This is a genomic window from Pseudomonas sp. P4_B3 (genome assembly GCF_056402295.1).
Map to the genome: position 1 here is coordinate 150,071 of NZ_JBFUHR010000001.1, position 26,133 is coordinate 176,203.

At 59.1% G+C, this 26,133-nt stretch carries 26 protein-coding genes; 10 read left to right on the forward strand and 16 right to left on the reverse strand.

Annotated elements, in window-relative coordinates:
• Window positions 1-90 precede the first annotated feature (90 nt).
• The gene (locus tag AC1DWG_RS00725) at window positions 91-612 is read left to right on the forward strand and encodes a DUF3617 domain-containing protein (protein WP_477763085.1); all 522 of its coding nucleotides are present in this window, start codon (window positions 91-93) and stop codon (window positions 610-612) included.
• Window positions 613-696: 84 nt separating this feature from the next.
• Here AC1DWG_RS00725 and AC1DWG_RS00730 read toward each other — a convergent pair whose 3' ends face one another.
• The 6 genes from AC1DWG_RS00730 to folE2 form a co-directional block, all read right to left on the reverse strand.
• Window positions 697-1,575 (reverse strand): His/Gly/Thr/Pro-type tRNA ligase C-terminal domain-containing protein, encoded by an 879-nt coding sequence (locus tag AC1DWG_RS00730; RefSeq protein WP_477787126.1) that lies wholly within the window; start codon window positions 1,573-1,575, stop codon window positions 697-699.
• Window positions 1,576-1,695: 120 nt separating this feature from the next.
• Window positions 1,696-2,256: a gamma carbonic anhydrase family protein gene (locus tag AC1DWG_RS00735; RefSeq protein ID WP_477787127.1), complete on the reverse strand. Its 561-nt coding sequence runs from the start codon at window positions 2,254-2,256 to the stop codon at window positions 1,696-1,698.
• On the reverse strand, window positions 2,253-3,128 hold the full coding sequence (locus AC1DWG_RS00740; RefSeq protein WP_477787128.1) for a metal ABC transporter substrate-binding protein: 876 nt from the start codon (window positions 3,126-3,128) through the stop codon (window positions 2,253-2,255). The genes AC1DWG_RS00735 and AC1DWG_RS00740 overlap by 4 nt, the downstream gene beginning before the upstream one ends.
• Before the next feature lie 11 nt (window positions 3,129-3,139).
• On the reverse strand, window positions 3,140-4,006 hold the full coding sequence (locus tag AC1DWG_RS00745) for a metal ABC transporter permease (RefSeq protein ID WP_477763081.1): 867 nt from the start codon (window positions 4,004-4,006) through the stop codon (window positions 3,140-3,142).
• The gene (locus AC1DWG_RS00750) at window positions 4,006-4,674 is read right to left on the reverse strand and encodes a metal ABC transporter ATP-binding protein (protein WP_477763080.1); all 669 of its coding nucleotides are present in this window, start codon (window positions 4,672-4,674) and stop codon (window positions 4,006-4,008) included. The genes AC1DWG_RS00745 and AC1DWG_RS00750 overlap by 1 nt, the downstream gene beginning before the upstream one ends.
• Complete coding sequence (folE2, locus tag AC1DWG_RS00755; RefSeq protein ID WP_477763079.1) at window positions 4,671-5,567, reverse strand: GTP cyclohydrolase FolE2; 897 nt, start codon at window positions 5,565-5,567, stop codon at window positions 4,671-4,673. The genes AC1DWG_RS00750 and folE2 overlap by 4 nt, the downstream gene beginning before the upstream one ends.
• Before the next feature lie 86 nt (window positions 5,568-5,653).
• Between folE2 and AC1DWG_RS00760 the strand changes: the two genes are divergently transcribed.
• Window positions 5,654-6,856: an N-acetylmuramoyl-L-alanine amidase gene (locus AC1DWG_RS00760; protein WP_477787129.1), complete on the forward strand. Its 1,203-nt coding sequence runs from the start codon at window positions 5,654-5,656 to the stop codon at window positions 6,854-6,856.
• Here AC1DWG_RS00760 and AC1DWG_RS00765 read toward each other — a convergent pair.
• Entirely contained in the window at window positions 6,853-7,230 is a 378-nt protein-coding gene (locus AC1DWG_RS00765) for a glutamine synthetase (RefSeq protein WP_477787130.1), read from the reverse strand. The genes AC1DWG_RS00760 and AC1DWG_RS00765 overlap by 4 nt on opposite strands.
• 142 nt (window positions 7,231-7,372) lie before the next feature.
• Here AC1DWG_RS00765 and zigA point away from each other — a divergent pair, with 142 nt between their 5' ends.
• On the forward strand, window positions 7,373-8,578 hold the full coding sequence (zigA, locus tag AC1DWG_RS00770) for a zinc metallochaperone GTPase ZigA (protein WP_477763076.1): 1,206 nt from the start codon (window positions 7,373-7,375) through the stop codon (window positions 8,576-8,578).
• A 15-nt stretch (window positions 8,579-8,593) separates the two neighbouring features.
• Here the strand turns inward: zigA and AC1DWG_RS00775 are convergent, their stop codons facing one another.
• Complete coding sequence (locus tag AC1DWG_RS00775) at window positions 8,594-8,950, reverse strand: NADH:ubiquinone oxidoreductase (RefSeq protein ID WP_477763075.1); 357 nt, start codon at window positions 8,948-8,950, stop codon at window positions 8,594-8,596.
• Window positions 8,951-8,977: 27 nt separating this feature from the next.
• On the opposite strand from AC1DWG_RS00775, the gene AC1DWG_RS00780 reads away from it, so the two are divergent.
• A complete protein-coding gene (locus tag AC1DWG_RS00780; protein WP_477787131.1) occupies window positions 8,978-9,949 on the forward strand; it encodes a CobW family GTP-binding protein in 972 nt (323 codons plus the stop codon).
• A gap of 4 nt (window positions 9,950-9,953) precedes the next feature.
• On the opposite strand, the gene AC1DWG_RS00785 is transcribed toward AC1DWG_RS00780, so the two are convergent.
• A complete protein-coding gene (locus AC1DWG_RS00785; protein ID WP_056726805.1) occupies window positions 9,954-10,367 on the reverse strand; it encodes a DUF3301 domain-containing protein in 414 nt (137 codons plus the stop codon).
• A 119-nt stretch (window positions 10,368-10,486) separates the two neighbouring features.
• Between AC1DWG_RS00785 and pdxY the strand changes: the two genes are divergently transcribed.
• Window positions 10,487-11,359 (forward strand): pyridoxal kinase PdxY, encoded by an 873-nt coding sequence (pdxY, locus tag AC1DWG_RS00790; RefSeq protein WP_477787132.1) that lies wholly within the window; start codon window positions 10,487-10,489, stop codon window positions 11,357-11,359.
• Between the two features lie 158 nt (window positions 11,360-11,517).
• Here pdxY and AC1DWG_RS00795 read toward each other — a convergent pair whose 3' ends face one another.
• The gene (locus AC1DWG_RS00795; RefSeq protein WP_046038855.1) at window positions 11,518-12,000 is read right to left on the reverse strand and encodes an acyl-CoA thioesterase; all 483 of its coding nucleotides are present in this window, start codon (window positions 11,998-12,000) and stop codon (window positions 11,518-11,520) included.
• A 286-nt stretch (window positions 12,001-12,286) separates the two neighbouring features.
• On the opposite strand from AC1DWG_RS00795, the gene AC1DWG_RS00800 reads away from it, so the two are divergent.
• Window positions 12,287-14,050: a cation:proton antiporter gene (locus AC1DWG_RS00800; protein ID WP_477787133.1), complete on the forward strand. Its 1,764-nt coding sequence runs from the start codon at window positions 12,287-12,289 to the stop codon at window positions 14,048-14,050.
• 22 nt (window positions 14,051-14,072) lie between these two features.
• On the opposite strand, the gene AC1DWG_RS00805 is transcribed toward AC1DWG_RS00800, so the two are convergent.
• From AC1DWG_RS00805 to uvrD, 4 genes are all read right to left on the reverse strand, one after another.
• A complete protein-coding gene (locus AC1DWG_RS00805) occupies window positions 14,073-14,480 on the reverse strand; it encodes an SMI1/KNR4 family protein (protein ID WP_077430996.1) in 408 nt (135 codons plus the stop codon).
• 206 nt (window positions 14,481-14,686) lie between these two features.
• Window positions 14,687-15,565 (reverse strand): Tim44 domain-containing protein, encoded by an 879-nt coding sequence (locus AC1DWG_RS00810; RefSeq protein ID WP_477752233.1) that lies wholly within the window; start codon window positions 15,563-15,565, stop codon window positions 14,687-14,689.
• A gap of 179 nt (window positions 15,566-15,744) precedes the next feature.
• Window positions 15,745-16,185, reverse strand: coding sequence for an EamA family transporter (locus tag AC1DWG_RS00815; protein WP_116579800.1), 441 nt, complete (start codon window positions 16,183-16,185; stop codon window positions 15,745-15,747).
• Between the two features lie 136 nt (window positions 16,186-16,321).
• Entirely contained in the window at window positions 16,322-18,505 is a 2,184-nt protein-coding gene (gene uvrD / locus AC1DWG_RS00820) for a DNA helicase II (protein WP_477763072.1), read from the reverse strand.
• Window positions 18,506-18,762: 257 nt separating this feature from the next.
• Here uvrD and AC1DWG_RS00825 point away from each other — a divergent pair, with 257 nt between their 5' ends.
• A complete protein-coding gene (locus tag AC1DWG_RS00825; protein WP_477787134.1) occupies window positions 18,763-21,633 on the forward strand; it encodes an EAL domain-containing protein in 2,871 nt (956 codons plus the stop codon).
• Window positions 21,634-21,695: 62 nt separating this feature from the next.
• Here the strand turns inward: AC1DWG_RS00825 and AC1DWG_RS00830 are convergent, their stop codons facing one another.
• Entirely contained in the window at window positions 21,696-22,010 is a 315-nt protein-coding gene (locus AC1DWG_RS00830; protein ID WP_477787135.1) for a hypothetical protein, read from the reverse strand.
• Window positions 22,011-22,363: 353 nt separating this feature from the next.
• Here AC1DWG_RS00830 and hexR point away from each other — a divergent pair, with 353 nt between their 5' ends.
• On the forward strand, window positions 22,364-23,230 hold the full coding sequence (hexR, locus tag AC1DWG_RS00835) for a transcriptional regulator HexR (RefSeq protein WP_007954250.1): 867 nt from the start codon (window positions 22,364-22,366) through the stop codon (window positions 23,228-23,230).
• Window positions 23,231-23,406: 176 nt separating this feature from the next.
• Window positions 23,407-23,616, forward strand: a complete 210-nt coding sequence (locus AC1DWG_RS00840) for a PA3496 family putative envelope integrity protein (RefSeq protein ID WP_007971698.1) — start codon at window positions 23,407-23,409, stop codon at window positions 23,614-23,616.
• Here AC1DWG_RS00840 and AC1DWG_RS00845 read toward each other — a convergent pair.
• Complete coding sequence (locus tag AC1DWG_RS00845; RefSeq protein WP_477752235.1) at window positions 23,558-24,520, reverse strand: LysR family transcriptional regulator; 963 nt, start codon at window positions 24,518-24,520, stop codon at window positions 23,558-23,560. The two genes, AC1DWG_RS00840 and AC1DWG_RS00845, sit on opposite strands and share 59 nt — an antisense overlap.
• A 189-nt stretch (window positions 24,521-24,709) precedes the next feature.
• Here AC1DWG_RS00845 and AC1DWG_RS00850 point away from each other — a divergent pair, with 189 nt between their 5' ends.
• Window positions 24,710-26,125: an acetyl-CoA carboxylase biotin carboxylase subunit gene (locus tag AC1DWG_RS00850; protein ID WP_046038868.1), complete on the forward strand. Its 1,416-nt coding sequence runs from the start codon at window positions 24,710-24,712 to the stop codon at window positions 26,123-26,125.
• Window positions 26,126-26,133: the final 8 nt, after the last annotated feature.

The window sequence follows — 26,133 nt, forward strand, 5'->3', positions numbered from 1 at the left end:
TGTTCCGTGCAGAATGTCGCTAATTAATTGGCCCATGAACCGAAGCCTGCGGCTGACGTCTAACGGCCACTACTGATCAGGAGTTACTCGATGAACGTTCGTCTGCTGGGTTTGGCCATGGCACTGGGTTTGGCACTTCCTGTGGCGGCTCACGCGCAAATGCTGCAACCGGGATTGTGGGAGCTGACCACGAGCAACATGAAGGTCGATGAGCAGAATATGCCGGACCTGCAATTGATCCTCGGTCAGCTCCAGAGCCAGATGACCCCTGAGCAGCGTGCACAGCTGGAAAAACAGGGCATCACCATGGGCGGCAAAGGGGTCCGGGCGTGCCTGACCCCGGAACAGGTCAAGACCGACAACATTCCGCTGACCGATCCGCAATCGGGCTGCAAACAGGAAATCACCGACCGCTCCGGCAATCAGTGGAAATTCCGCTTCAGTTGCCCGCGAGCCCAAGGTGCCGGCGTGGCGACATTCGTCAGCGATCGTGAATTCACCACCAAGGTCAACGGGACGTTCAACGCCACCGGCATTCAGCAGAAGGGCAGCCTTGAATCCCGCGCCGTCTGGTTGGGACAGGATTGCGGCACGGTGAAGCCAAGAGCTTAAAAGAGCTTCGCGAGCACAGCTCCCACATTGATCGTGCGTTCTCTGTGGGAGCGAGCCTGCTCGCGAAAGCGTCCGCACAGCTCCCTAAATCCCCGGCCGACTCAACCATTCACACGCCGCCTCGACAGGCATCCGGCCAAAATCTTCCCCCGTGCGGCTGCGCACACTGACAAATCCCCCAGCTTGTTCTTTCTCGCCCACCACCACCAGATACGGCACGGTCTGGCTGTGCTGGCGAATCTTGTAGTGAACTTTTTCGTTACGCAGGTCGGCCCTGGCGCGCACGCCCCGTTGGCGCAAGGATTCGGTCACCGCTTGTGCATAAGTCGCCTGGCGATCATCCATGCTCACAACGACCACGTGGGGTGGAACGCGCCACTGTTGCAGTTCCTGATGGCTGGACCAGCAGGTGCCGTAGATCCGTTGTTGTAACGTGCCGTTGATGTGGTCGAGGGTAAACGCCTGCAAGACTTTGGTGATGGGGACATGCGGTCCATGGCTCTGGTACTCGGTGTCCCCCAGCCGGTACAGCGACACCTCTTCGCGCGGTTGCCGACGACGGATCGAGTGATTGGTCGATGCCAGTGATTGCATGCGCGCTTCGATGAGGGGCAGGTCTGCCGCGGTCAGCGGTGGCTCGACGGCAAACTCGTAAAAGAAACCGTCGCCCAATTCCTTGCCCGCACGCATTTGCGCATGCGGGTGGAGTTGCTTGACCGCCATCGCCAGCATCAAGGCACAGGAGCGGCGCAAGATCTCCAGGCCGTCCGGCTCCCGGGGGGTGACAATGCTGACCCGGGCATCCGCCTCGATCATGTATTCACAGTCCACCAGCACACCATTGACTCGGCCCGCTACAGCCGCGCTGGCCAGTTCGGGGCCGATGCTGGCGGCCACCTCGTGCACGGACAGCGGCTGGTCGTACTCAAGCAATGAACCGTCGGATAGGGTGATCTGGATCATGGTCGGCGTACTCAGGTGCTTCTAACGAGCGTTATCGCATAAACCGTAGGGGCAAACATTAAGACGTTTGTCGTGCCAGGCAGTTTGTCCTGACACGATGGCTGTTTTTGGCCTCCCGCGTCAGAACTCGTTTTGCAGGGCCTTGTAGCCGCGCACCAGGTCGACGTTGGTGCGCGCCACGTCTTCGGAAAACTCCGAGGCACTGACGCTCACCGGCGGATATTGCGAGAGGTCGGTGTTGGGGCCGATCCGCGTGGTGGAGGGCAGGTAGAAGGCTTCAGGCAGGTCACGACCATCGACCACCGAGTTGTGCCGCACCACGCAACCGTCACCGACCACGCAGTTGAACAGCACGCTGTTGAAGCCAATGAACACTCGATTGCCCACGGTGCAGGGACCATGCACGATCGAGCGGTGGGCGATGGAACTGAACTCGCCAATGGTGACCGCCGCACCGGATTTGGAGTGGATCACCACGCCGTCCTGGATGTTCGAGTTGGCGCCGATGGTGATCGGCTGCATGTCGCCTGAGTCATCGACTTCGTCAGCACGGATCACGGCATAGGGCCCAACGAACACGTTCTCGCCGATCACCACTTTGCCGCAGATGATCGCTGTCTTGTCGACGTAGGCCGACTCGGCAATCAGCGGTAAATCTCCGGAAGGGTTCTTGCGGATCATGGCTTGCTCAGAGCGTTGTACAGGGTGTTGAGGTTGTACTCGAATAACCCGGTGAAGGTGTTGGCCGGACCGCTCGCCGCGAGGGCATCGGAGTACAGCGTGCCGCCGATCTGCGCGCCGCTTTCATCCGCGATCTGCTTGAGCAGGCGCGCGTCCTTGATGTTCTCCATAAACACCGCCTTGACCTTGGCCTGACGAATCTGGGTGATCAGTGCGGCCACTTCGGCGGCTGAAGGTTCGCGCTCGGTGGAGAGACCTTGAGGCGCCATGAACTCGATGCCGTAGGCCTGGCCGAGATAACCGAAGGCGTCATGGGACGTCACGATCTTGCGGTTGCCCGGTGGCAGTGAGCCGAGCTTGGCCTTGGCTTCGGCGAGCAGGGCGTAGATCTGCTTCAGGTACACCTTACTGTTGCGCTCATAATCGGCTGTGTTCGCCGGGTCAGCGGCGATCAGCGCCCTGGTGATGTTGGCGATGTACAACTCGGTGTTCGCCAGGTTGTGCCAGGCATGCGGGTCGGGAACGGTTTCACCGTCTTCATCCAGGCTACGCGGTATGACTCCGTGGCTTGCGCTGATGACCGGTGCTTTGGTCTCGGTGCTCGTCACCAGGCGATCCAGCCAAGGCTCGAAACCCAGACCGTTCTTGATGATGAGTCTGGCCTTGAGCAGCGCTTTGGCGTCGTCCGGTGTCGGCTCGTACGTGTGGGCATCCGCGTCCGGGCCGACCATGTTGGTGATCTGGATATGATCCTTGCCGACCTGGCGGGTCATGTCGGCAAGGATGCTGAAGCTGGTGACCACCTGGAGTTTTTCGGCGGCAGACAGCGACATCGACACCATCAAGCTGAACAGCACGAGTAAAGCGCGCATCGGGTAACACCTCATTGGGATGTGAGCAAAGGCGGGCGGCGCAGCAAGCCGTGCACCGGCCCGAACACCACGGACAACAGATACCCACCACCGGCCACCAGCACGATTGCCGGGCCACTGGGCAGCGAGTAATAGAACGAGATCAATAAACCCAGCCACACCGAGAGGCTGCCGAGCAAGGCAGCGACGACGATCAGCACCGGCAGGCGGCGGCTCCAGAAACGTGCCGCGGCGGCAGGCAACATCATCAGGCCGACTACCATCAATGCGCCGATCGCCTGGAATCCGATGACCAGATTCAACACCACCAGCGTCAGGAACACGCCGTGGGCCAGTGGACCGAGTCGGCTGACGGTCTGCAGAAAAAGCGGGTCGAGGGTGTCGAGCAGCAGTGGTTTGTAGATCAGTATCATGGCAATCAGGCTCAGGCCCGAGACCCAAAGCATGCCAGTCAAGGTCGGGCCGTCGACAGCCAAAGCCGAGCCAAACAGCAGGTGCAACAGGTCCAGGCGTTTGCCGGCGATGCCGAGGATCAGCACGCCACCGGCCAGGGATATCGGGTAGATCGCCGCGAGGCTGGCGTCCTCTCGCAGGCCGGTGCGTCGCGTAATCCAGGCCGCGAGGCCGGCCATGCTCAGGCCGGCACCGAGGCCGCCGATGGTCAACGCCGGGAGGCTCAACCCGGCAAACCAGAAACCCAGAGCCGCACCGGGAAGGATGCCGTGGGCGACGGCATCGCCGATCAGACTCATGCGCCGGAGGATCAGAAACACCCCAAGTGGTGCCGTGCTGCACGCCAACACCAGTCCGCCGAGCAGCGCCCGACGCATGAAGACGAACTCCTGGAACGGTTGCCAAAGATGCGCGGCAGCGATCATCAGGCCACCTGTGCCTGTGGTTGTTGGCGGATCAGTTCGGTGCTTGGGCCGAATGCACAACCGCTGCTTTTTATCAGCAACGTGTATGGGATGTGCTCGCGGACAGCGGCCAGGTCATGGCATACGATCACCAGTGTCCGGCCTTCGAGGTGCCAATCGTGTATGTGCTTCCAGAGCAATGCCTGGCCGAGTTCATCGAGGGCCGCGTGGGGTTCATCGAGCAACAGCACGGGTGCGTCGGTCAGGCTCAATCGGGCGAGCAGGGCGCGTTGCAATTCGCCGCCGGAGAGGGCCATCAAGGGTCGATCTGCCAGGCCGTTCAGGCGCCAGTTCTCGAGGACGGTTTTCAGTCGTTGGCTACGGATATCTGGTGACTGTTTGTTGCCCCAGAAACCGGTGGCGACCAATGCCTGAAGGCTGATCGGAAATTGTCTGTCCAGGTGTTGTTGCTGGGGCAGAAACGACACACCGCCCTTGATTGGAACACTCAGTCGCACCTTCCCGGCCAACGGTTTTTGCAAGCCGGCAATGACCTTCAACAGACTGCTTTTCCCGGAACCGTTCGCACCGATGATGGCGGTCAGGCTGCCCTTCGACAGTTCGAAGTCCAGCGCGGGGGTGAGTGGCTGTCCCGGTGCGCCCCAGCGCAAAGCGTGGCAAGCAATCATGCGACCTCCCAGTTGAAACGACTTTCGGCGACGGCGTCGTGGGCGTGCAGGCTTTCGGCGTGAGTGACACGAATGTGGAAGGCGTTGATGCCTGTGGAGCTTTTCAGGGCCAGATTCAAACGGCGTGCGGCGTCCTCGCAGAACATCAGGTTCTGACCATTGGCCAGGGCGAAGGCCTGTTCGTCGGCGCGTTTTACCGCTGTTTGAACGGCGGTGCCGAGTGCGGCTTCGGCGTCATTGATGACGGCGATCAGAGGAAACTCGTCCAAAAAATCAGCCAACCGTACGCGCAACTTTGCGCTGCTGCGTTGGCTGTGAGGTGTGGCGACGATGCCGTCCGTGGAGCCGAGCCACGCTAAAACGTCGGCGTGTTGCAGTGCCTTGTTGGCGAAATCGTCGACGAACTGCTGCTGAATCAACTGTCGAGAAAGGGCAGCGGAACACGGGCAGGTTGAGGAATAAGGCACATCGATTTTTAGTTCCACGTGGAACATCGCGTTTTTCAACCGCGCTTCGATGTTCACCGTATAGCTTTTCCAGCCAGACAATGGACTGATCAGCGCCGGCCTTTTCAGCAACAAATCGGCATGAATGGTTAGGTGTGCGCTGCAGGACAACCCTTCATGGCTCTCAAGAAAGCGCTGCAGAACCCGCCTCAATAAAGCCGGAGAAAGGTTTTCCTGCTCCAGCGATTCAAGCGCCAGATAGAGCCGTGACATATGAATGCCGCGCGCGCTGCCATCGTCGAGGCTCACGCCGGCATCGACCTTTGCATTCAATCGTTGGTCATCAAACAAAACAGGTAGAGCAATGCCGCACATGCCCACCCACTCCAGTGGCAGGGCTTGGCGTGAGGCCTGCGCGGCGATATCCGGCAGAGTCAGCGCATTCATGAGCAGGTCCATCGTGGGAGTTGATTTGGTATGTTATAGTATAACAATACAATCGACGATGCCTTTTTCATGAACGGGCCTTCATCATGCACAGACGCCACTTGCTCAACCTGATTCTGGCCAGTGCGGCCTTCGCTTTACCCTTCGGCGCGGCGGCTACGCAAATTCGTAACGCACGGCTTTGGCGCTCGGATGGGAAGCTCAGGCTGGTGTTCGATCTGAGTGGACCCGTGCAGTACAAGACCTTCTCACTGAGTGCCCCAGAGCGGCTGATCATCGACCTCAGTGGCGCCGGCCTCAGCGGCGACTTCAGTCAGTTGGCCCTGGGTGATGGCGTGATCCGTTCGATTCGCTCCGGGCATTTCGGCAAAGGTGATACGCGGATCGTCCTCGACCTCAGCGAGCCGGTACAGCTCAACAGCTTCCTGCTGCCGCCCCAGGATGGGCAGGGGCACCGGCTGGTGCTCGATCTGAAAACCAGCGCACCGTTGCCATCGTCGTCTCCAGCGGAGCCAGCAGTGGCCATAGCCAAGGCCCATCCCATGCGCGACGTCATCGTGGTGGTCGATCCCGGTCATGGCGGCAAGGATCCAGGGGCGATCGGGGCCAAGGGCGAGCGTGAGAAAGATGTGGTGCTGTCCATCGCTCAGTTGCTGGCCAGGCGTCTGAAACGCGAAAAAGGATTCGACGTGAAACTGGTGCGCAATGACGATTTCTTTGTGCCGTTGCGCAAGCGCGTGGACATCGCCCGCAAGCACAATGCCGATATGTTCATCTCGGAGCATGCCGATGCGGCACCGCGTCTTACGGCATCGGGCGCGTCGGTGTACTGCCTGTCTGAAGGAGGGGCGACCTCCGCCACTGCGCGCTTCATGGCGCAGCGAGAGAATGGCGCGGACCTGCTGGGAGCGACGAGCCTTTTGAATCTCAAGGACAAGGATCCGATGCTCGCCGGGGTCATCCTCGACATGTCGATGAACGCCACCCTCACCGCCAGTCTGGAGATGGGCAATACCGTGCTCGGTAGCCTGGCGGGTATCACCACCTTGCATCAGAAGCGTGTGGAGCAGGCGGGGTTCGCGGTGTTGAAGTCACCGGATGTGCCGTCAATCCTGGTGGAAACCGGCTTCATATCCAATGCCCGCGACAGCCAGCGGCTGGTGATCGCACGCCATCAGCAGGCGGTGGCTGACGGTCTGTTCGAAGGGTTGCAGCGCTACTTTCAGAAAAATCCGCCAATCAACAGCTACCTTGCCTGGCAGCAAGAGCAGAAAAACAAGCCGGCCTAACAGCCAGCGATCCGGCTGCAGGTGAACTTGGCGCTGCTGCCGCCGGAGCTGGAAAACCGGTTGATCGTGGTCCAGCCGACGCGCCGGTTGTAACCGACCCAGGCCTCGCCATCGGAAGCGATACCGGTGAAAAACGTCAGCTGACCGTAGCGGCTGTTGGTCTGCGCCCAATAGCGTTTTCCGGCCGTTTCGAAACCCCGCAGGTAGATGGTGCTGCCGATGGTGTTGACGCTGTAGGCGTTACCATCCGCATCCACGCAGGCCAGCAGGTTGGCGCTACGGGTGCATCTGGCCAGGCTCGTGACCTGGGCCATAGCGTCGGCAGCCACCAGCAGGGAAAGCATTATCAATGCAGGTTTAAGGGCGTTGCGCATGGGCTTTCTCACGAAGGGAGCGGCGTTCAGCAATCTGTCCTTTGCTCTGCCGGGCAAGAGGGGATGGTTTATTTGTGTTGTAACAGTATAACATTATGTAAGCCCGACACCGCGACCGGGCATCCCTGTAAGGAATATGCAGATGTCCAATCGACTCCCCGTGACCGTTCTCTCCGGCTTTCTAGGCGCCGGAAAAAGTACACTTCTTAATTACATACTACGTAATCGCGATGGATTGCGAGTTGCAGTCATCGTTAACGATATGAGCGAAATCAACGTCGATGGCACCGAAGTCCAGCGTGATGTCAGCCTAAATCGGGCTGAAGAACGGTTGGTGGAGATGAGTAACGGGTGTATTTGCTGTACGTTACGTGAAGACTTGCTGGAGGAGGTGAGTCAACTCGCCAGGGAGGGTCGCTTCGACTATCTGCTGATCGAGTCCACCGGTATTTCCGAACCGCTGCCGGTGGCGGAAACCTTCACCTTCCGCGATGAAAACGGCCAGAGCCTCAACGACATCGCACGTCTCGACACCATGGTCACGGTGGTCGATGGCATGAACTTCCTGCTCGATTACCAGGCTGCCGAAAGCCTGGCTTCCCGAGGAGAAACACTTGGGGAAGAAGACGAGCGTTCAATTACCGATCTATTGATCGAGCAAGTCGAGTTCGCCGATGTGATTTTGCTCAGCAAGATCGACTTGATCAGCCGCCACCAACGCGAAGAACTGATCGCCATACTTGAACGGCTCAACGCCCGGGCGGAAATCATTCCGATGGCGATGGGCGAAATCCCTTTGAACAAGATTCTCAACACCGGTCGTTTTGACTTCGAAAAGGCTGCCCAGGCACCGGGATGGTTGCAGGAACTGCGCGGCGAACACGTACCGGAGACCGAAGAGTACGGCATCGCTTCCAGTGCTTACCGGGCTCGCCGGCCGTTCCATCCGCAGCGTTTCTTCAACTTCATCGACGGTCCTTGGGACAACGGCAAGCTGCTGCGCTCCAAAGGCTTTTTCTGGCTGGCGAGCAAGCACATGGACGCCGGCAGTTGGTCTCAGGCCGGTGGTTTGATGCGCTATGGTTTTGCCGGGCGCTGGTGGCGTTTCGTACCGAAAAACCAATGGCCGCAGGACGAAGAAAGTACCACCGGGATCATGAAAAACTGGACCGCCGACAGCGGGGATTGTCGCCAGGAACTGGTATTCATCGGCCAGAACATCGACTTCACGCAACTCACGGCCGAGCTGGACGCCTGCCTGCTGACCGATGAGGAAATGGCGCTGGGCGTAGAGGGCTGGCGTTTGCTGCCCGATCCATTCGGTCCTTGGTACGAAGAGGCTGCCTGATCCACTACTGGCGCTTCAAGGCTTGAGCCAGGTGCCCTGACTCTGGGCCTCGCAGTACGGCTGCAAATACGCCGCGTCGGTGGCAACGCCGTAATAGTGAATATCCTGTCGGTAGGGCATATTGGCGACTTGGGCGTTGCTGCAGATACCAAATGCGCCGCCGGGGCATTGATCGACATACTGCACTTCGACTTTCTGCCCCGCCAGGTTCGGCTGGCAGAAGCCATCGGCAAAGAGCTTTGGCGGGATGTTGCGGTTCTGCTGGCAAAGCTGGACGTCAAGCCGCTCGCCCTGGCTGTGAACCACACACGCCTGGGCCAGTGCCTCGCCTGAAACGAGTGCCAGGAGCAACGACAAGCCGATCAACCGCATCCACCACCTCCTCAGAAATCATCAACCATGCTGCAGAATATCCCCACTCATGTCATTGCCGGCCCGTTGGGCGCCGGCAAGACCAGCCTGATCAAGCACCTGCTGGCCCAGCGCCCGGCTGGCGAGCGGTGGGCGGTGTTGATCAACGAGTTTGGCCAGATCGGTCTCGACGCTGCGCTACTGACCCGGGACGCCGATGGTATCGCACTGGGGGAAGTGGCCGGTGGCTGCTTGTGTTGCGTCAACGGTGCGCCGTTTCAGATTGGTCTTGGGCGCTTGTTGCGCAAGGCGCAACCGGATCGGCTGTTCATCGAACCCTCAGGGCTGGGGCATCCGGCGCAATTGCTCAGGCAATTGAGCGAAGCGCCGTGGCAAGGTGTATTGGCTGTTCAGCCTTGTGTGCTGGTACTGGACGCCCAGGCGCTCGCCGCTGGCAAACTGTTGCCGGATGCGCAACAGCAAGCGCTGAGCCATGCGGGATTGTTACTGCTGAACAAATCTGAAGGTCTCGAAGAAGAAAGCCGCCAGCGAATCGCCGCGCAATTGCCGCCGACCCCTCTGTACTGGACGCAGCAGGCGGCTTTACCCTTGAGCGAGTTGCCGGGGCTGAAGGCCAAAGCGCGGGCAGGTGTGGATAACTTCGTCGTGCCCAAGGGCTTGGCGCAGTTGCCGGCGGTCTGGAGCGATCCCGCGTTGCCCATTTGCTTGAGTCAGGAACAGGACGGAGGCTGGAGCATCGGATGGCGTTGGCACCCAAGCCAGGTGTTTGATGTCGCTCTGGTTGGCCGGTGGCTTGAAAGCCTTGGCTGGAGGCGGGCGAAGCTGGTTATCCACAGCTCCCATGGGTGGGTCTCGGCGAATGCGGTGGATAACTCGGTGCTGGACTGGCAGCCCAGTGAATGGCGGCAGGATTCGCGTATCGAGCTGATTTTCAGTGGAGCGCAGAATGCAGAACGACTGCAGCGTGAGTTGGTAGCGTGCCGATCCGGATCGGGTTAACGGCTCATGGCCGCCACTTTGTATGGTCCTGACGCCACTGGCTCAGCTCGATCACTTCCGCGCGAGGTTTCGCCACGTCGACCACCGGTTCGGTCTCGTCGAACGGGACCGGGTAGGGCGCCAGCTCAATCTGTGCGCTGTGAGCGCCGAACTGGGTGATGGTGCCGTTGTGCCGGCTTTCACCGGTCACAGTGAATTCGAAGTTGTACACACGGGCCAGGCGTCGCCGACCACTGGCATCCTTGATGAACGCGATTCTTTTCAAGGCCACGTTGCCGTCCAGCAATTCGATCCCGAGTTTGCCGCAATGCTGCTTGACCCGCTCCAGCGCGCGCTCGCGCAAGCCGTGGTTGTGCCATAGCCATGCGCCGGCAGTGGCGAACAGCATCAGCACGAATATATTTCCAAGGGTCAGCATCAACAGGGTGCTCCAACAAGATAGTGTCAGCTTAACTGCGTCGCTGGTCTGTCGTACAGGCTGCGTTTAGTCGCATACTGCGCGGCTAGAATTTCAATCGTTTTACGGAAATCCACCGCATGAAACGTACACCGCATTTGCTCGCTATCCAGTCCCACGTGGTATTCGGTCACGCCGGCAACAGCGCCGCGGTTTTCCCGATGCAACGGGTCGGGGTGAATGTCTGGCCGCTCAACACCGTGCAGTTCTCCAATCACACCCAGTACGGTCAGTGGGCCGGTGAGGTGCTGGCGCCGCACCAGATCCCCGACCTGGTCGAGGGTATCGCGGCGATTGGCGAGTTGGGTAACTGCGATGCGGTGCTCTCCGGTTACCTCGGCAGTGCGGCCCAGGGTCGGGCGATCCTGACTGGTGTGGCGCGGATCAAGTCGATGAATCCCAAGGCGCTGTACCTGTGTGACCCGGTCATGGGGCATCCGGAGAAGGGCTGCAGTGTTCCGGCGGAGGTCAGTGATTTCCTGTTGGAAGAGGCCGCCGCCGTGGCGGACTTCATGTGTCCGAACCAGCTGGAGCTGGACAGCTTCTCCGGGCGCAAGCCGCAATCGCTGTTCGATTGCCTGGCCATGGCACGTGCATTGTTGGCGTGCGGCCCGAAAGCAGTGCTGGTCAAGCATCTGGACTATCCCGGTAAACCGGCGGAGGTCTTTGAGATGCTGCTGGTGACGGCCGAAGGCAGCTGGCATTTGCAGCGCCCGCTGCTGGCGTTCCCGCGTCAGCCGGTGGGCGTTGGCGATCTGACGTCCGGGCTGTTCCTGGCGCGTGTGTTGTTGGGTGACAGCCTGGTGGCAGCTTTCGAGTTCACGGCGTCGGCGGTGCATGAAGTGCTGCTGGAAACCCAGGCGTGTACCAGCTACGAGTTGGAACTGGTCCGGGCCCAGGACCGGATTGCCCATCCGCGGGTGCGGTTCGAGGCGACCTCGATCAGCCTCTGATCTGGCGTTGACGCCAATCGTCGGATCGCCGCCCGGAGCAAGTCCGCTCCCACAGGTTTTGCTGTGTTGCACAAAGAGTGCTTACAACTTGAATCCCTGTGGGAGCGGCGGTGCGACGATTCGACTTGCCCGCGATGGCGATTGAACGATCGAACACGTCAGACGTCGCCCTTGATCTCCTGATAGCGCTTTTCCGACTCCTGACGAATCTGCCGACGCTGTTGAGCCTGCATATAGCGGCGCTTGTCCTCGCTGTTCTGCGGTTGCAGCGGTGGTACCGATGCAGGTTTACGCTGGTCATCCACCGCGACCATGGTGAAGAAGCAACTGTTGGTGTGGCGCACCGAGCGTTCGCGGATGTTCTCGGTCACCACTTTGATGCCCACCTCCATGGAGGTGTTGCCGGTGTAGTTGACCGAGGCGAGAAAGGTCACCAGTTCGCCGACATGGATCGGCTCACGGAAAATGACCTGATCCACCGACAGGGTCACCACATAGCGGCCGGCATAACGGCTGGCGCAGGCGTAGGCCACTTCGTCGAGGTATTTGAGCAGGGTGCCGCCGTGAACATTGCCAGAGAAGTTGGCCATGTCGGGGGTCATCAATACCGTCATCGACAGCTGGGCGTTTCCGGGTTCCATAGCATTCTCACGGGTCAAGGCCAGGTTTGAGGGATGCACCTCTGCGGGTGCCTCGGCGGTTTTTTCAAACCAACAGTTATCGGGACGCCGGGTGCAGGGTCGCCGTCACGCCGGATCGATCTGTTTCCATATATTGCACCGCATTTCTGCCGGAAGTCGCGGTGCTACCCTGCAAAAAGCCCTGCCTCAAGGGCATTTCCTACGTGCAATTCCGATTTTTGTTCTGCTCGATCAGACTTTTCCTGCGTCCGGTGATCGAGCAATGCCACCCAGGGAGTCTCACGCCATGCATGCCATCAGTTTCATTCAAGATCTGGCAGTGATCATGTTGATCGCAGGCGTGGTAACCGTGCTCTTCCATCGCCTGAAGCAACCGGTGGTGCTGGGCTACATCGTCGCCGGCTTCATCATTGGCCCGCACACCCCGCCATTCGGCCTGATCCACGACGAAGAAACCATCAAGACCCTGGCCGAACTCGGGGTGATATTCCTGATGTTCTGCCTGGGCCTGGAGTTCAGCCTGCGCAAGTTGTTCAAGGTCGGTGCCACGGCATTCATCGCGGCATTCCTGGAAATCGTGCTGATGATCTGGATCGGCTACGAGATTGGTCGCTGGTTCGACTGGAACACCATGGATTCACTGTTCCTCGGCGCGATCCTGGCGATTTCCTCGACCACCATCATCGTCAAGGCGCTCAATGATCTGAAGTTGAAGAACGAGCGATTTGCCCAGTTGATATTCGGAGTGCTGATCGTCGAAGACATTCTGGGCATCGGCATCATCGCGCTGCTGTCCAGCATAGCGGTCAGCGGTACGGTCAGCTCCGGCGAAGTGTTTTTCACGGTCGGCAAGTTGTCGCTGTTCATGATCGTCGCATTGGTCATCGGCATCCTGATGGTGCCGCGGCTGCTGGCCTACGTCGCCAGGTTCGAAAGCAACGAAATGCTGCTGATCACGGTGCTGGGCCTGTGTTTTGGCTTCTGCCTGCTGGTGGTCAAGCTTGAATACAGCATGGTCCTCGGGGCATTCCTGATTGGCGCAATCATGGCTGAATCCCGGCAACTGCTGAAAATTGAACGACTGATTGAACCGGTTCGCGATCTTTTCAGTGCGATTTTCTTTGTGGCCATCGGGCTGATGCTCGATCCGGCGATCCTGCTTCAGTACGCCTGGCCAATCGCCGTCATTACCGTAGCCGTAGTGCTCGGCAAGATGCTGTCATGTGGTCTTGGTGCATTTATCGCCGGCAATGACGGACGCACCTCGCTGCGTGTCGGGATGGGTCTTTCACAGATTGGCGAATTCTCTTTCATCATCGCGGCACTGGGCATGACGTTGCAGGTCACCAGCAACTTTTTATACCCCGTGGCTGTGGCGGTTTCGGTGATCACGACCTTGCTGACGCCTTATCTGATTCGTGCGGCTGATCCACTGTCGATCAAGCTTGCCGGCGCCATGCCAGAACGCCTGGGACGGGTGTTGGGGATGTACGGCGAATGGCTGCGTAGCATCCAGCCTCAGGGTGAGGGCGCGTTACTGGCATCCATGATTCGCAGGATTTTGCTGCAGGTTGGAGTCAATCTGGCGCTCGTGATCGCGATCTTCTTCTCGGGGGCGTACTTCGCCGAACGCATGTCGGCGTACCTGCAAGGCTGGATTAGCGATCCGAGCTGGCAAAAGGCGTTGATCTGGGGTGGGGCGCTGCTGTTATCGCTGCCGTTTTTGATTGCGGCGTACCGCAAGCTAAAGGCACTGTCGATGTTGCTGGCGGAAATTGGCGTGAAGCCGGAGATGGCCGGGCGCCACACGCAGCGAGTGCGCCGGGTGATCGCCGAAGTGATCCCGATCCTGTCGCTGCTGGTGATCTTTTTACTGCTGGCAGCCTTGTCGGCCAGTATTCTGCCGACCAACAAGTTGCTGGTACTGATCGCCGTGGTCGCGGCCGCCGTGGCGGCACTGCTGTGGCGCTGGTTCATTCGTGTGCATACGCGGATGCAGGTGGCGTTGCTGGAAACCCTCGACAATCACAAGGAGTCGTCCGGGCATTGACCACCCAGCGGCGTTGACTGGATCAGCTTTCCAGCCAGACGTCCCGCGCCCAGTGCCACACCGACTCCCAGGTTTCTTCGGCGATGAGCTCTTCTTCAGCTTGCCAAAGCACCACGGTGCCGTCTTCTTCGACCAGATAGTAGTCGTCTCCGTCCTGGCAAATCGGAATCATGCTGCGATCGACACCGGCGTCCCAGGCGTTGGCAGCAACGTCGGGCAGGTAGGTGTGGGATTGAGGGTCGGTCACGGTGACCGGTTCCAGGCTGCCGTAGACCACGTCGCTGACGGTCAGCAGAAACTCTCTGAAGACAAACGGAATGTCGATGAACAATTGTTCTTCGATTTCGACCAGCAGGTCTTCGTCAGGCAATTCCAAGGGGACCGGTACCGGTTCGTTGGCTTCACGCAGTTGTTCGATGATTTCTTCCACGTCCGGGATCCTCTTGCTTGTATGGCGCGGTTTATATGGGGCGGTTTATACAGTAGCTTGCTATAGATGCAACCGCGAAATAGAAAACCCCGGCCTGAGCCGGGGTTTTGTTTACAGCAGGTGAAGTTCTGTCCGGAACGTGCCTGCGCGTCGATCATACGGCGTTAAAAACAGGCTCGGCACCTTCCGAATAGAACTACGCGGGATCAGCCGTTCTGGCGGATACCGGCTACCAGCCAAGGCTGGTTTTCGCCCTGTGCACGTTCCATGTTCCAGCTTTCGCTGAAGACTTCACCCTGGTCGAAACGCGAGGTTTTCGACACGCCAGTGAAAGTCAGGGTGGCGATGGTCTTGTCGGCGCGATCGTCCACACCGTCCAGCTGTACATTGAGGTTGTCGATGTAGGTGGACTGGAAACCGTCGCCCAGGTCAGCACGCTCACGCTTGAGGAACTCCAGCATTTGCGGGGTCACGAACTCGGCGATCTTGTCCATTTCGTTGGCGTCCCAGTGCTGTTGCAGGGACTGGAAGTGATTGCGCGCCGCTTCGACGAAGTTTCTTTCATTGAACCAGGCTGGCGCGTTGATCACTGGACGAGTGGCAACAGGCGCTGGCGATCCACCGAAGATCGAGCCGCCGGCGGGCTTTTGTTCGAATGCCTCACGTTGCATCGGTGCGTGGCCGGCCGGAGCGTAGTGCTCTTGCTGCTTGCGACGACGGGCGGCGATAAAGCGGAAGATCAGGAACGCAATGACCGCCATGATCAGGATGTCGAAGATCTGCATGCCCTGGAAGCCGCCACCCATGAACATGGAGGCCAGCAGGCCGCCGGCCGCGATACCGGCCAGAGGGCCGAGCCAGCGCGAAGCGCCACCGGCCTTGGCAGCGGCGCCAGCGGCACCGGCAGCACCAGCGGTCGCCGCAGCGCCGCCCATGCCTGGAGAAGAAGGAGCCATCTGGCTGGTCTGGTGTGTCGGCGCAGCGCCGGCGCTTTTGCCACCACCGAAGCGCTTGGCGGCATTGACGTCGAGACTCATCGTCAGGCCGATGCACAACGCCATGGCGATGCTAAGAAAACGTTTCATAAAGGGAATTCCCATTTGTGGAAGGCACGCGCGCCATGTTGCACAGCTGAAGTGTTACTGGCTAGCGGCAGAGTGTTTCGGGCTTTTGCCTGATAGGTCGTGTTCAGCTTCAGTCAGCGCAATAGGGCCTTTTGACTTTGATATGTCAGATGAGTGGATAAGTTTTGTAGGACGTTCGCCTAGCGCCGTAGGGCCAGCATGACGACACCGGCCGTGATCAGACCGATTCCGCCCCATTGGCGCAGGTCGAGTTTTTCTCCCAGCAGGACAACGCCAAGAACAGCCACCAGCACCACGCTGAGTTTGTCCACTGGGGCAACCAGTGACGCCGGACCGACCTTGAGTGCACGGAAATAACAGATCCACGATGCACCGGTGGCAAGGCCCGACAACAGCAGGAACAGGTAGCTCTTCGCAGAGATCGATCCCAATGACTGATATTGGCCCGTGGCGTACAAAATCAAGGCCAGGCTGACCAATACCACTATCGTACGTAGCAGGGTGGCGAAGTCTGAGTTGACGTTTTCGATGCCGACTTTCGCGAAAATGGCGGTCATTGCCGCGAATGCCGCCGATAACAGGGCCCAGAATGTCCAGGAAGAAAAGAAACCTGTGCCCATTTTTCAGCGCCTTTAGTCAGATCAACTGTGGGAGCGAGCCTGCTCGCGAATGGGAATATCAGGGTGTCTTCTGAAACACCGCGTCATCGTTCTTCGCGAGCAGGCTCGCTCCCACAGAAAAACAGTCAGTGTGACCTTAAATAGCTTCCAGCTTCGCATACCCCAGCATCAACCACTTGCTGCCTTCGCTGAAGTTCACCTGCACCCGGGCCTGAGCACCGGCGCCCTCGAAGTTGAGGATCACGCCGTCACCGAAGATCGAATGGCGCACAGTCTGACCCAGACTGAAGCCGGTTTCCGGAATCTCGCTGCCGCTGAACAGGTTGCTACCACTCATCGACTGGTTGCCACCAAACGGACGGCTGACGCTGTTGGACAGCCGCACCTCCTGAATCAGGCCTTTCGGAACTTCGCGTACGAAACGCGAGACCTTGTTGTAGGTCTCGCTGCCATAAAGGCGTCGGGTTTCGGCATAGGTCATCACCAGGTTCTGCATCGCCCGGGTGATGCCTACGTAGGCCAGACGCCGCTCTTCCTCAAGGCGACCGGGTTCTTCCAGGCTCATCTTGTGCGGGAACAGGCCTTCTTCCATGCCTACCAGGAACACGTAAGGGAATTCCAGGCCCTTGGCGCTGTGCAGGGTCATCAGTTGAATGCTGTCTTCGTGCTCGTCGGCCTGCGTATCGCCGGCCTCCAGCGACGCGTGACCGAGGAACGCTGCCAATGGCGTCAGGTCTTCGTCTTCTTCGCTGTTTTCGAAGTTGCGCGCGGCGCTGACCAGTTCCTCGAGGTTTTCTACCCGGGCCTGGCCTTTCTCGCCTTTTTCCGCTTCGTGATAGGCGATCAGCCCCGACTGCTCGATGACGGTTTGGGTCATCAGGTGCAGCGGCATTTCCGTGCACTTGGCGGCGAGGTTCTCGATCAGCTCGATAAACGCGCCAAGGGCACCGGCCGCACGGCCAGTCAGGCCTTTGTTGGCCACCAGTTGGCGCATTGCTTCCCACATCGATACATCACTGTGGCGCGCATGGTCGCGGATCGCTTCGACGGTTTTTTCGCCGATACCACGGGCCGGCACGTTGATGACCCGTTCCAGCGCGGCGTCGTTGCCCCGTCCTTCGAGCAAGCGCAGGTAGGCCATGGCGTTTTTGATTTCCGCCCGTTCGAAGAAGCGCTGGCCGCCATAAATGCGGTATGGGATGCGCTCGCGCAGCAAAGCTTCTTCCAGAACCCGCGATTGGGCGTTGGAGCGATACAAAATCGCGATATCGCTTCGAGACAAGCCGGTTTTCAGCGCACTTTCGATGGTTTCGACAACGTAGCGGGCTTCGTCATGTTCATTGAACGCGGCGTACAAATTGATCGCTTCGCCTTCGCCGCCATCGGTCCAGAGCTCTTTGCCCAGGCGCCCGGTGTTGTTGGCGATCAAGGCGTTGGCTGCCTTCAGGATACCCGCGGTGGAGCGATAGTTTTGCTCCAGGCGAATGGTTTCGGCGTCCGGGAAGTCTTCGGAATACTGGTAGATGTTCTCGATTTTCGCGCCGCGCCAGCCGTAGATCGACTGGTCATCGTCGCCCACCACCATCAGGCTGTCGCCACCCTTGGCCAGCAGGCGCAACCAGGCGTATTGCACGGCGTTGGTGTCCTGGAACTCGTCCACCAGGATGTGCCGGAAGCGCTTTTGATAGTGAGCGAGCAGGCCTGGGTGATCGCGCCACAGATCGAGGGCGCGCAGCAGCAACTCGGAGAAGTCGATGACGCCCGCACGCAGGCAGGCGGCCTCGTAGGCTTCATAGATGCCGCGCATGGTCGCCAGGAACAGGTCGCCGCTGGCTTGAATATGTTGCGGGCGCAGACCTTCGTCTTTCTGGCCGTTGATGAACCATTGGGCCTGACGGGCCGGCCAGCGCTGTTCGTCCAGACCGAGCTCGCGGATCACCCGCTTGACCAGCCGTTGCTGGTCGTCACTGTCGAGAATCTGGAAGGTCTGGCTTAAGCCCGCTTCCTGCCAGTGTGCCCGCAACAAGCGGTGCGCCAGGCCGTGGAAGGTGCCGACCCACATGCCGGCCGGGTTGACACCCATCAGCTGTTCGATGCGCTGGCGCATCTCGGCAGCAGCCTTGTTGGTGAAGGTCACCGACAGGATGGAGTGGGGCGAGGCGTTTTCGACCTGGATCAACCAGGCGATACGGTGCACCAGCACTCGGGTTTTACCGGAACCAGCACCGGCCAGGACCAACTGACGACCCACGGGGGCTGCTACGGCCTGGCGTTGGGCATCGTTGAGGGAGTTCAGCAGAAGGGAGAGATCATCGCGCATCGGGGCATTCTAGGGGGCTGCGGCACACCGGGCAAACACCGCTTTGCTTTAGCCGATGAAAGTTATGCGAAGGACGACCGGTCGGTCATTGGCTGCAGGCGTTGGCGGGGCGTGTCCGTAGCGTTTTCAGGGGTGTCGGCGACCGAAAAAATTTGGCCATTTATTGATCAGCAGCAGTTTGGTCCGGGCAATTGCTTGTGTATGCTCCGAGCAGTTTCGGGCCCATGCTCATCATTATAAGAACAAGAACATCGCCTATGACCCTCAGCTTCGACCTGTCGGGCCCCATTGTGGAGCCCAGGGTTATCCGTAAACAGTACGCCATGGAAATGGCGGTTGAACGCACGCGCCTGTTGTATCAGGGCTCGCTGCTGCCCACGTTGTTCATGCTGATCAATGGCCTGGTCTGTGCCGGTTTGCTCTGGAGCCCGCAGCGCTATTTCCTGGTCAGTGTATGGCTGGTGTGGTTATTGTCATTGGTGGCGTTGCGGGTGATTCAGGTCGCAGCCTTCGATTCGGCCATTCCCAATCGTCAGGCCCATCCCATTTGGCGACGGATGTTTTTGCTGGGTTCCGGCCTCACCGGTCTGACCCTGGCCGGTGCCGGCATCGCCCTGGTTCCCGCCGATAACTTCATTCAGCAAGCCTGGGTCTTCGGCCTCATCGGTGCCGCGGCACTTTCGGCCAGCGTGGCTTACGCGGTCAGTTTGCCGGCCTTTCTGTCATTCACCTTGCCCTGCCTGTTGCCGGCCATCGCCTATATGTTTTGGGGAGCTGACGAACAGCAGCAAGGCTGGGGCTGGTTCGGCCTGATATTGCTCGGTGCGCTGAGTGTCGTCGCCTGGCAGGTCAATCGATTGATCGATCGGGGCTTGATGCGACGTTTTCAGAACCAGGCACTGATCGAGCATCTACAGCAGGCGCAAAGCTGCAGTGATCAGCTCAATCAGAAGCTGGCCAGGGAGATAGAACAGCGTCGACGTGCCGAGGATGAATTGCGAGAGATTCAGATCGACCTGGAAAACCGTGTCGCTCAGCGCAGCCTGGAACTGGACGCCGCCAACCAGGCGCTGAGCAAGAGTGAGGCGCGTCTGGCGCTGGCATTGAAGGCCAGCGAGTTGGGGTTGTGGGACTGGAATCTGCAAACCGACGAAGTCCATCACACGCAGATTCAGGAATTGTTCGGCCTGGAGCCGGAACAGGTCACGGCGATATTGCGTCACCTCAAGCCGCGCCTTCACCCCGAGGATCTTCCTGCGCTGAAAAGGGCGCTGGTCGAGCACTTGAAGGGCCGAACCGAGGATTACCAGATCGAGTACCGGGTGCGTCATGGCGACGGCCACTGGGTCTGGATCGAGGACCGTGGCCGGGCGGTCGAGCGCAGCAAAAACGGCCGGGTTATTCGTATGGTCGGGACGCGCCGCGACATCAGTGCCAGCAAGGTGCTGGAGGAGCAACAGCAACTGGCAGCGACGGTGTTCGAGGCGGCCAGTGAAGGCATCGTGATTTTTGATCCCTCTTACGCACTGATTGCCGTCAACCAGGCTTTCAGCCGAGTAACGGGTTATGGCATCGAGGAGATTCTCGGGCGCAGCGTGGTCGAGCTGCCGTGCAGTCGTGATGCCCGCCGGCATTTCACCGCCATCCATCAAGCGCTGGAGCAGCACGGCAGCTGGCAGGGCGAACTGGTGGAAACCCGCAAGAACGGGGAGATGTACCCGCAATGGCTTCAGCTGAATGCCGTGCGTGATCCTCGGGGAAAAATCAGCCATATAGTAGGCTTTTTCGCTGATCTTTCAGCGAGACGCGAATCCGAAGAGCGCATGCGCTACCTGACGCACTATGACGAATTGACCGGCCTGGCCAATCGTTCTCTTTTTCGTGAGCGGCTGAGCGAGGCGCATCAGCGGGTACGTCAGGGTGGCTATCGCAGCCTGGCGTTGCTGCATATCAATCTGGACCGCTTCAAACTGCTCAACGACAGCCTCGGCCATGAAATCGCCGACCAACTGTTGCAGAAAATGGCCCGGCGAATGGTCAACGCGCTGCCGGAGGCCGACACCATTGCGCGCTTGTCCGGCGATGAATTTGCGGTGTTGTTCAATTCCTACGGCAACCTGTCGAGTCTGGCGCGGGTAGCGACACGGTTGTCGACCAAGCTGCGGCTACCGGTGGCGGTCGAGGGGCATGAGCTGGTGGTCAGCGCGTCCATGGGCATCAGCCTGCTGCCGGACAATGCCCGGGAAATTTCGGCATTGGTCAGTCAATCGAACATGGCCATGCAACATGCCAAGCATTTGGGCGGTAATAATTTCCAGTTCTACACCGACAGCCTGCAAGCCAGCACCTTGGAGCGTTTACAGCTGGAAAACCAGTTGCGCAAAGCGATCGAGGAAAAACAGCTGAAGGTGTACTACCAGCCGAAATTGTGTCTGGCCACCGGTCGCCTGAATGCCGCCGAAGCGCTGGTGCGCTGGGATCATCCAACCATGGGGCGTGTGCCGCCGGGAGACTTTATCGGGTTGGCCGAGGAAACCGGACTGATCGGCCCAATCGGTGAGTTCGTATTGCGTCAGGCCTGCTGGCAAGCCTGTGAGTGGCAGCGTCAGGGACTTGAGCCGATACGGGTGTCGGTCAACCTGTCGGTGCATCAGCTGCGCCAGGGCAAACTGGTCAGCCTGGTGCGACAGGTGCTGGAAGAGACCGGGCTGGCGCCGCATTTCCTGGAGCTGGAATTGACCGAAAGCCAGTTGCTGGACAGCGTCGAGCACATCATCGCGACCTTCCAGCAGTTGCGTGAACTTGGGGTGAAACTGGCAATCGATGATTTCGGCACCGGCTATTCATCCCTGAGCTACCTCAAGCGCATTCCTGTGGATTACGTGAAGATTGATCAGGCGTTTATCCGGGGGCTGGGGGAAGGCACCGAGGATGCGGCGATCACCCGGGCGATCATTGCCATGGCTCATGGCTTGTCATTGAAGGTCGTCGCGGAAGGCGTGGAGCGGCAAGAGCAGCTTGAGTTTCTCAAGAGTGAGCGCTGCGACGAGGTTCAGGGCTACCTGATCAGTCGGCCGATCGAGGCGCTTGGCCTGGCCGGTCTGCTGCGAGGGCAGGGCGAGGTTTGATTGCAGTTGCTTCCCGTCAGGCCCTTTGGCGGTCTGACGGGAAGTTCGCAGCGGGTAGTTCTTTAATCGGTGATCAGTACTTTATCAATATGGTGCAGTAACTTTCCTTCGAAAAAAATACTTACGCCGGTGACATTGGATGCGCCTGCCAACTTATATTCGACAAACTTGTCTGTCAGGACTTGCAATGCAGCTTCGTGGGTTGTTTCAAGTTCCAGGTTGAGTCGCAAATCAAATGACTTGTCCTGAATTTCGCTCAGTACCAGCCTTGGCGTAATGCCAGAGTGTGCAACGGTTACCGTGCCAAAGGTACGGAAGGAAGGCGCGCCGGGCATGCGGTCAATTTGGGCGACCCAATCTTTGGTTGTAATGGTCATTGTGTGTAACTCCTGTAATTAAGTTAATTGCGTCCTGCCTATTCAATATATCCATCTTTGTTTAGTTGGTGGGTGGCGACATTTAACTTGTTTGTAAGTTAATGTGGGCTAAGCGTTGTTGTTGAGACAACTAGCGGCGATGTTTGTAAGGGAAAGGCTCATTTTTGCTGCAATGCCAAAAGGCGAGCATTGGTGAGCAACGGGAAAGCTGGCGATGAGCGCTACATGGAGCGCGCGTGCCTGAATGTCGAGGGATGTGGTTACGCATTGAGCAGGCAAAAAGCCGATTCATGTAGTATAACTACAAGCGTGCTACATCCCCGGCACCTGCCAATAACAAAGAGTCCAGCCCCTTGAATCTGCTGCAACACATCGCCCAGTCTCGCCACCTGTTACGCAAGTCGGAGCTCAAGGTCGCCGACCACGTGCTGCTTGATCCTGCGGCCGTGATGCACAGCTCCATGGCCGATCTGGCCCACAGCGTGGGCATCAGCGAGCCGACCATCGTGCGTTTTTGCCGTGCCATCGGTTGTTCCGGCTTTCAGGACCTGAAGCTGAAGCTGGCCCAGAGCCTGGCGGCAGGTGCGAGTTTCGGCCAGTTTGCGATCCACGAAGACGATTCGGTCGCCGACTACAGTCTGAAAATCTTCGACACCACCCTGCATACGCTGATGGAGGTTCGCGAGAAGCTCGATCCGCTGGAATTGCAGCGGGCGGTGACGCTCATGTCCCAGGCCCAGCGTGTCGAGTTCTACGGCTTCGGCGCCTCGGGTGCGGTCGCGGCGGACGCCCAGCACAAGTTCTTCCGCTTGCTGCTGACGGCAGCGGCGTATTCCGACCCGCACATGCAGGCGATGTCGGCCGTGACGCTGAAGCCGACTGACGTGGCCATCTGCATTTCCCAGTCCGGGCGTTCCAAGGACCTGCTGATCACCGCCAACCTGGTGCGCGAAAGCGGTGCCTCATTGATCACCTTGTGCCCGAGCCAGACACCATTGGCCGAGCTGTCTACGGTCAATCTGGCGATCGATGTGCATGAAGACACTGAAATCTATACGCCGCTGACGTCGCGTATCGCCCACTTGGTGGTGATCGACGTTCTGGCGATGGGCGTGGCCATGGCGCGTGGCCCGAGCCTGGTCAACCACCTCAAGAGCGTCAAACGCAGCCTGCGCAGCTTGCGGTTGTCGCCCAAGTCGGTGAAAGCGCTGGACGACTAAGATCAAAGGATCGCAGCCTTCGGCAGCTCCTACAGGTATTCGCGTTCCTGCGTAGGAGCTGCCGAAGGCTGCGATCTTTGCTTCTGAATGTTCATCTCCCTGTAACGCCCAAGCCGCCAAACCGTCATCCCCCGCGCCTATCTTGAAACTCCCGTACTCGCCTTGGGAGACTCGAAATGGCCATGCCTTACGAAGAACGCAACAGCGCTGTCAAAACCCGTCGTCAGCAAGAAGATCAGCGCCGCATGGAATTCCGCCGCGCCATCGAAGATCGCTGCGAACGCCGTCAGCTTCTGGCCGAAATTGGCGATTTTCCGGAGTTGGAGCTCAATTTCTGGCAGGCATCTCCCTCGACTTCCCGTCGAAACGCTCAACCAGCGCGCTGATCTGAATCCGTTCGCTACGGATAAACGCCAAGAAGGCGTGAGCCACCGGTGACAGGCGTTTCGCCTTGGCCTGCACCAGGCACCAACTGCGAAACAGCGGCAGCTCTTCGACCGGCAGCTCGATCAGTCCACCGGTTGCCAGCTCAAGGCTCAGGGCGTGGCGCGTCAACAGCGCAACGCCCAGGCCTGCCAGTACACATTCACGCTGAGCTTCGGCAGACGAGACCTCCTGGGTCTGGTTGAAGTGCACGCGCTTCTCCTTGAAGTATTCTTCGCACGCCAGCCGCGTCCCGGAGCCCGGCTCACGCAGCAGCAGTGTATAGGGCTCGAGATCCTGCAAGCGCAGCGGCCCCATATGACACAGCGGGTGATCCGGTGGCGCCACGGCGACGATCGGGTTGTTCAGGAACGGCAGGAATTCCAGGCCCATGTCCTGAGGCACCATGGACATGATCACCAGGTCGTCGCGGTTGTCTGACAGACGTCGAATGACCTGACCGCGATTGACCACCGTCAATTGCAGGTTCACTTCCGGGTGCTGGCGTTTGAACGCGGCAAACAGATGCGGTACGAAGTATTTGGCGCTGGATTCGATCGCCAGTTTCAGTTGCCCCTGCAACGAGCCCTGCATGTCCGACAGCTGCATGTCGAGGTTTTCCAGGCGCCCGAAAATATCCCGACTGGCCCGCTGTAACGCTTCAGCTGCCTCGGTCATGTAGAGTTTTTTGCCGACGTAATCGAACAAAGGCTGGCCAATCAGCTCTTCAAGTTGACGAATCTGTAGGCTGACGGCAGGTTGTGTGAGAGACATTTCCTCGGCCGCGCGGCTGTAGGACCGCAAATCACAGACCTCATTGAAGATCTGCAATTGCCGCAAAGTCATACGCATCAATGACTTACGCATTATCTGGTCGCTCTCGTCGCTGGCTGATGAATCAACTATAAGTCTTTACTTATGCACGACCCAATTTTTATTCATTTTTGTTAATCCCTTGTGAGCGCTAGTGTGGCCCTGCGACCAAATTGAAACATTTGGTCACTCGTCGACCTGGTCTAGCAGGTCGTGGGTACACCGGCTCAAGGGAACCTCCAAGTGATAACAAAGATCCTGATCGCCAACCGTGGTGAGATTGCCGTACGAATCGTACGTGCCTGCGCCGAAATGGGCATTCGCTCGGTCGCGATCTACTCCGACGCCGACCGTCATGCCCTGCACGTAAAGCGTGCAGATGAGGCCCACAGCATTGGTGCCGAACCTCTGGCCGGTTACCTGAACCCGCGCAAGCTGGTGAACCTGGCTGTTGAAACCGGCTGCGATGCGTTGCACCCCGGCTATGGCTTCCTTTCGGAAAACGCCGAACTGGCGGAGATCTGCGCCGAACGCGGGATCAAATTCATTGGCCCGTCGGCCGAAGTCATTCGCCGCATGGGCGACAAGACCGAAGCCCGTCGCAGCATGATCAAGGCCGGTGTACCAGTAACCCCGGGTACTGAAGGCAACGTGTCGGGCATCGAAGAAGCCCTGACCGAAGGTGATCGCATCGGTTACCCGGTGATGCTCAAGGCGACTTCCGGTGGTGGCGGCCGCGGCATTCGTCGCTGCAACAGCCGTGAAGAACTTGAACAGGCTTTCCCGCGAGTGATTTCCGAAGCCACCAAGGCGTTCGGTTCGGCGGAAGTGTTCCTGGAAAAATGCATCGTCAATCCCAAGCACATCGAAGCGCAGATCCTCGGCGACAGCTTCGGCAACGTGGTGCACCTGTTCGAGCGTGACTGCTCGATCCAGCGCCGCAACCAGAAGCTGATCGAGATCGCCCCGAGCCCGCAACTGACCCCGGAACAGCGCGCCTATATCGGCGACCTGTCGGTGCGCGCAGCCAAGGCCGTGGGATACGAGAACGCCGGTACCGTGGAGTTCCTGCTCGCCGAGGGCGAGGTGTACTTCATGGAGATGAACACCCGGGTGCAGGTGGAACACACCATCACCGAAGAAATCACCGGCATCGACATTGTCCGTGAGCAGATTCGCATTGCCTCCGGCCTGCCGCTTTCGGTGAAACAGGAAGACATCCAGCACCGCGGTTTCGCGTTGCAGTTCCGGATCAACGCCGAAGACCCGAAGAACAACTTCCTGCCGAGCTTCGGCAAGATCACCCGTTACTACGCCCCCGGTGGCCCTGGCGTGCGCACCGACACGGCAATCTACACCGGCTACACCATCCCGCCGTACTACGACTCGATGTGCCTGAAACTGGTGGTGTGGGCGCTGACCTGGGAAGAGGCGATGGACCGTGGCTTGCGCGCCCTGGACGACATGCGTCTGCAAGGGGTCAAGACCACTGCCGCGTACTACCAGGAAATCCTGCGTAACCCGGAATTCCGTAGCGGCCAGTTCAACACCAGCTTCGTTGAAAGCCACCCTGAACTGACCAACTACTCGATCAAGCGCAAACCCGAAGAGCTGGCCCTGGCCATCGCCGCCGCCATCGCCGCCCACGCAGGCCTGTGAGGAATAGA

Bases quoted from the DNA above. Each gene is read 5' to 3' on its own strand.
- AC1DWG_RS00725 (WP_477763085.1), top strand. From the start codon at position 91: ATGAACGTTCGTCTGCTGGGTTTGGCCATGGCACTGGGTTTGGCACTT.
- AC1DWG_RS00730 (WP_477787126.1), bottom strand. From the start codon at position 1,575: ATGATCCAGATCACCCTATCCGACGGTTCATTGCTTGAGTACGACCAG.
- AC1DWG_RS00735 (WP_477787127.1), bottom strand. From the start codon at position 2,256: ATGATCCGCAAGAACCCTTCCGGAGATTTACCGCTGATTGCCGAGTCG.
- AC1DWG_RS00740 (WP_477787128.1), bottom strand. From the start codon at position 3,128: ATGCGCGCTTTACTCGTGCTGTTCAGCTTGATGGTGTCGATGTCGCTG.
- AC1DWG_RS00745 (WP_477763081.1), bottom strand. From the start codon at position 4,006: ATGATCGCTGCCGCGCATCTTTGGCAACCGTTCCAGGAGTTCGTCTTC.
- AC1DWG_RS00750 (WP_477763080.1), bottom strand. From the start codon at position 4,674: ATGATTGCTTGCCACGCTTTGCGCTGGGGCGCACCGGGACAGCCACTC.
- folE2 (WP_477763079.1), bottom strand. From the start codon at position 5,567: ATGAATGCGCTGACTCTGCCGGATATCGCCGCGCAGGCCTCACGCCAA.
- AC1DWG_RS00760 (WP_477787129.1), top strand. From the start codon at position 5,654: ATGCACAGACGCCACTTGCTCAACCTGATTCTGGCCAGTGCGGCCTTC.
- AC1DWG_RS00765 (WP_477787130.1), bottom strand. From the start codon at position 7,230: ATGCGCAACGCCCTTAAACCTGCATTGATAATGCTTTCCCTGCTGGTG.
- zigA (WP_477763076.1), top strand. From the start codon at position 7,373: ATGTCCAATCGACTCCCCGTGACCGTTCTCTCCGGCTTTCTAGGCGCC.
- AC1DWG_RS00775 (WP_477763075.1), bottom strand. From the start codon at position 8,950: ATGCGGTTGATCGGCTTGTCGTTGCTCCTGGCACTCGTTTCAGGCGAG.
- AC1DWG_RS00780 (WP_477787131.1), top strand. From the start codon at position 8,978: ATGCTGCAGAATATCCCCACTCATGTCATTGCCGGCCCGTTGGGCGCC.
- AC1DWG_RS00785 (WP_056726805.1), bottom strand. From the start codon at position 10,367: ATGCTGACCCTTGGAAATATATTCGTGCTGATGCTGTTCGCCACTGCC.
- pdxY (WP_477787132.1), top strand. From the start codon at position 10,487: ATGAAACGTACACCGCATTTGCTCGCTATCCAGTCCCACGTGGTATTC.
- AC1DWG_RS00795 (WP_046038855.1), bottom strand. From the start codon at position 12,000: ATGGAACCCGGAAACGCCCAGCTGTCGATGACGGTATTGATGACCCCC.
- AC1DWG_RS00800 (WP_477787133.1), top strand. From the start codon at position 12,287: ATGCATGCCATCAGTTTCATTCAAGATCTGGCAGTGATCATGTTGATC.
- AC1DWG_RS00810 (WP_477752233.1), bottom strand. From the start codon at position 15,565: ATGAAACGTTTTCTTAGCATCGCCATGGCGTTGTGCATCGGCCTGACG.
- AC1DWG_RS00815 (WP_116579800.1), bottom strand. From the start codon at position 16,185: ATGGGCACAGGTTTCTTTTCTTCCTGGACATTCTGGGCCCTGTTATCG.
- uvrD (WP_477763072.1), bottom strand. From the start codon at position 18,505: ATGCGCGATGATCTCTCCCTTCTGCTGAACTCCCTCAACGATGCCCAA.
- AC1DWG_RS00825 (WP_477787134.1), top strand. From the start codon at position 18,763: ATGACCCTCAGCTTCGACCTGTCGGGCCCCATTGTGGAGCCCAGGGTT.
- AC1DWG_RS00830 (WP_477787135.1), bottom strand. From the start codon at position 22,010: ATGACCATTACAACCAAAGATTGGGTCGCCCAAATTGACCGCATGCCC.
- AC1DWG_RS00840 (WP_007971698.1), top strand. From the start codon at position 23,407: ATGGCCATGCCTTACGAAGAACGCAACAGCGCTGTCAAAACCCGTCGT.
- AC1DWG_RS00845 (WP_477752235.1), bottom strand. From the start codon at position 24,520: ATGCGTAAGTCATTGATGCGTATGACTTTGCGGCAATTGCAGATCTTC.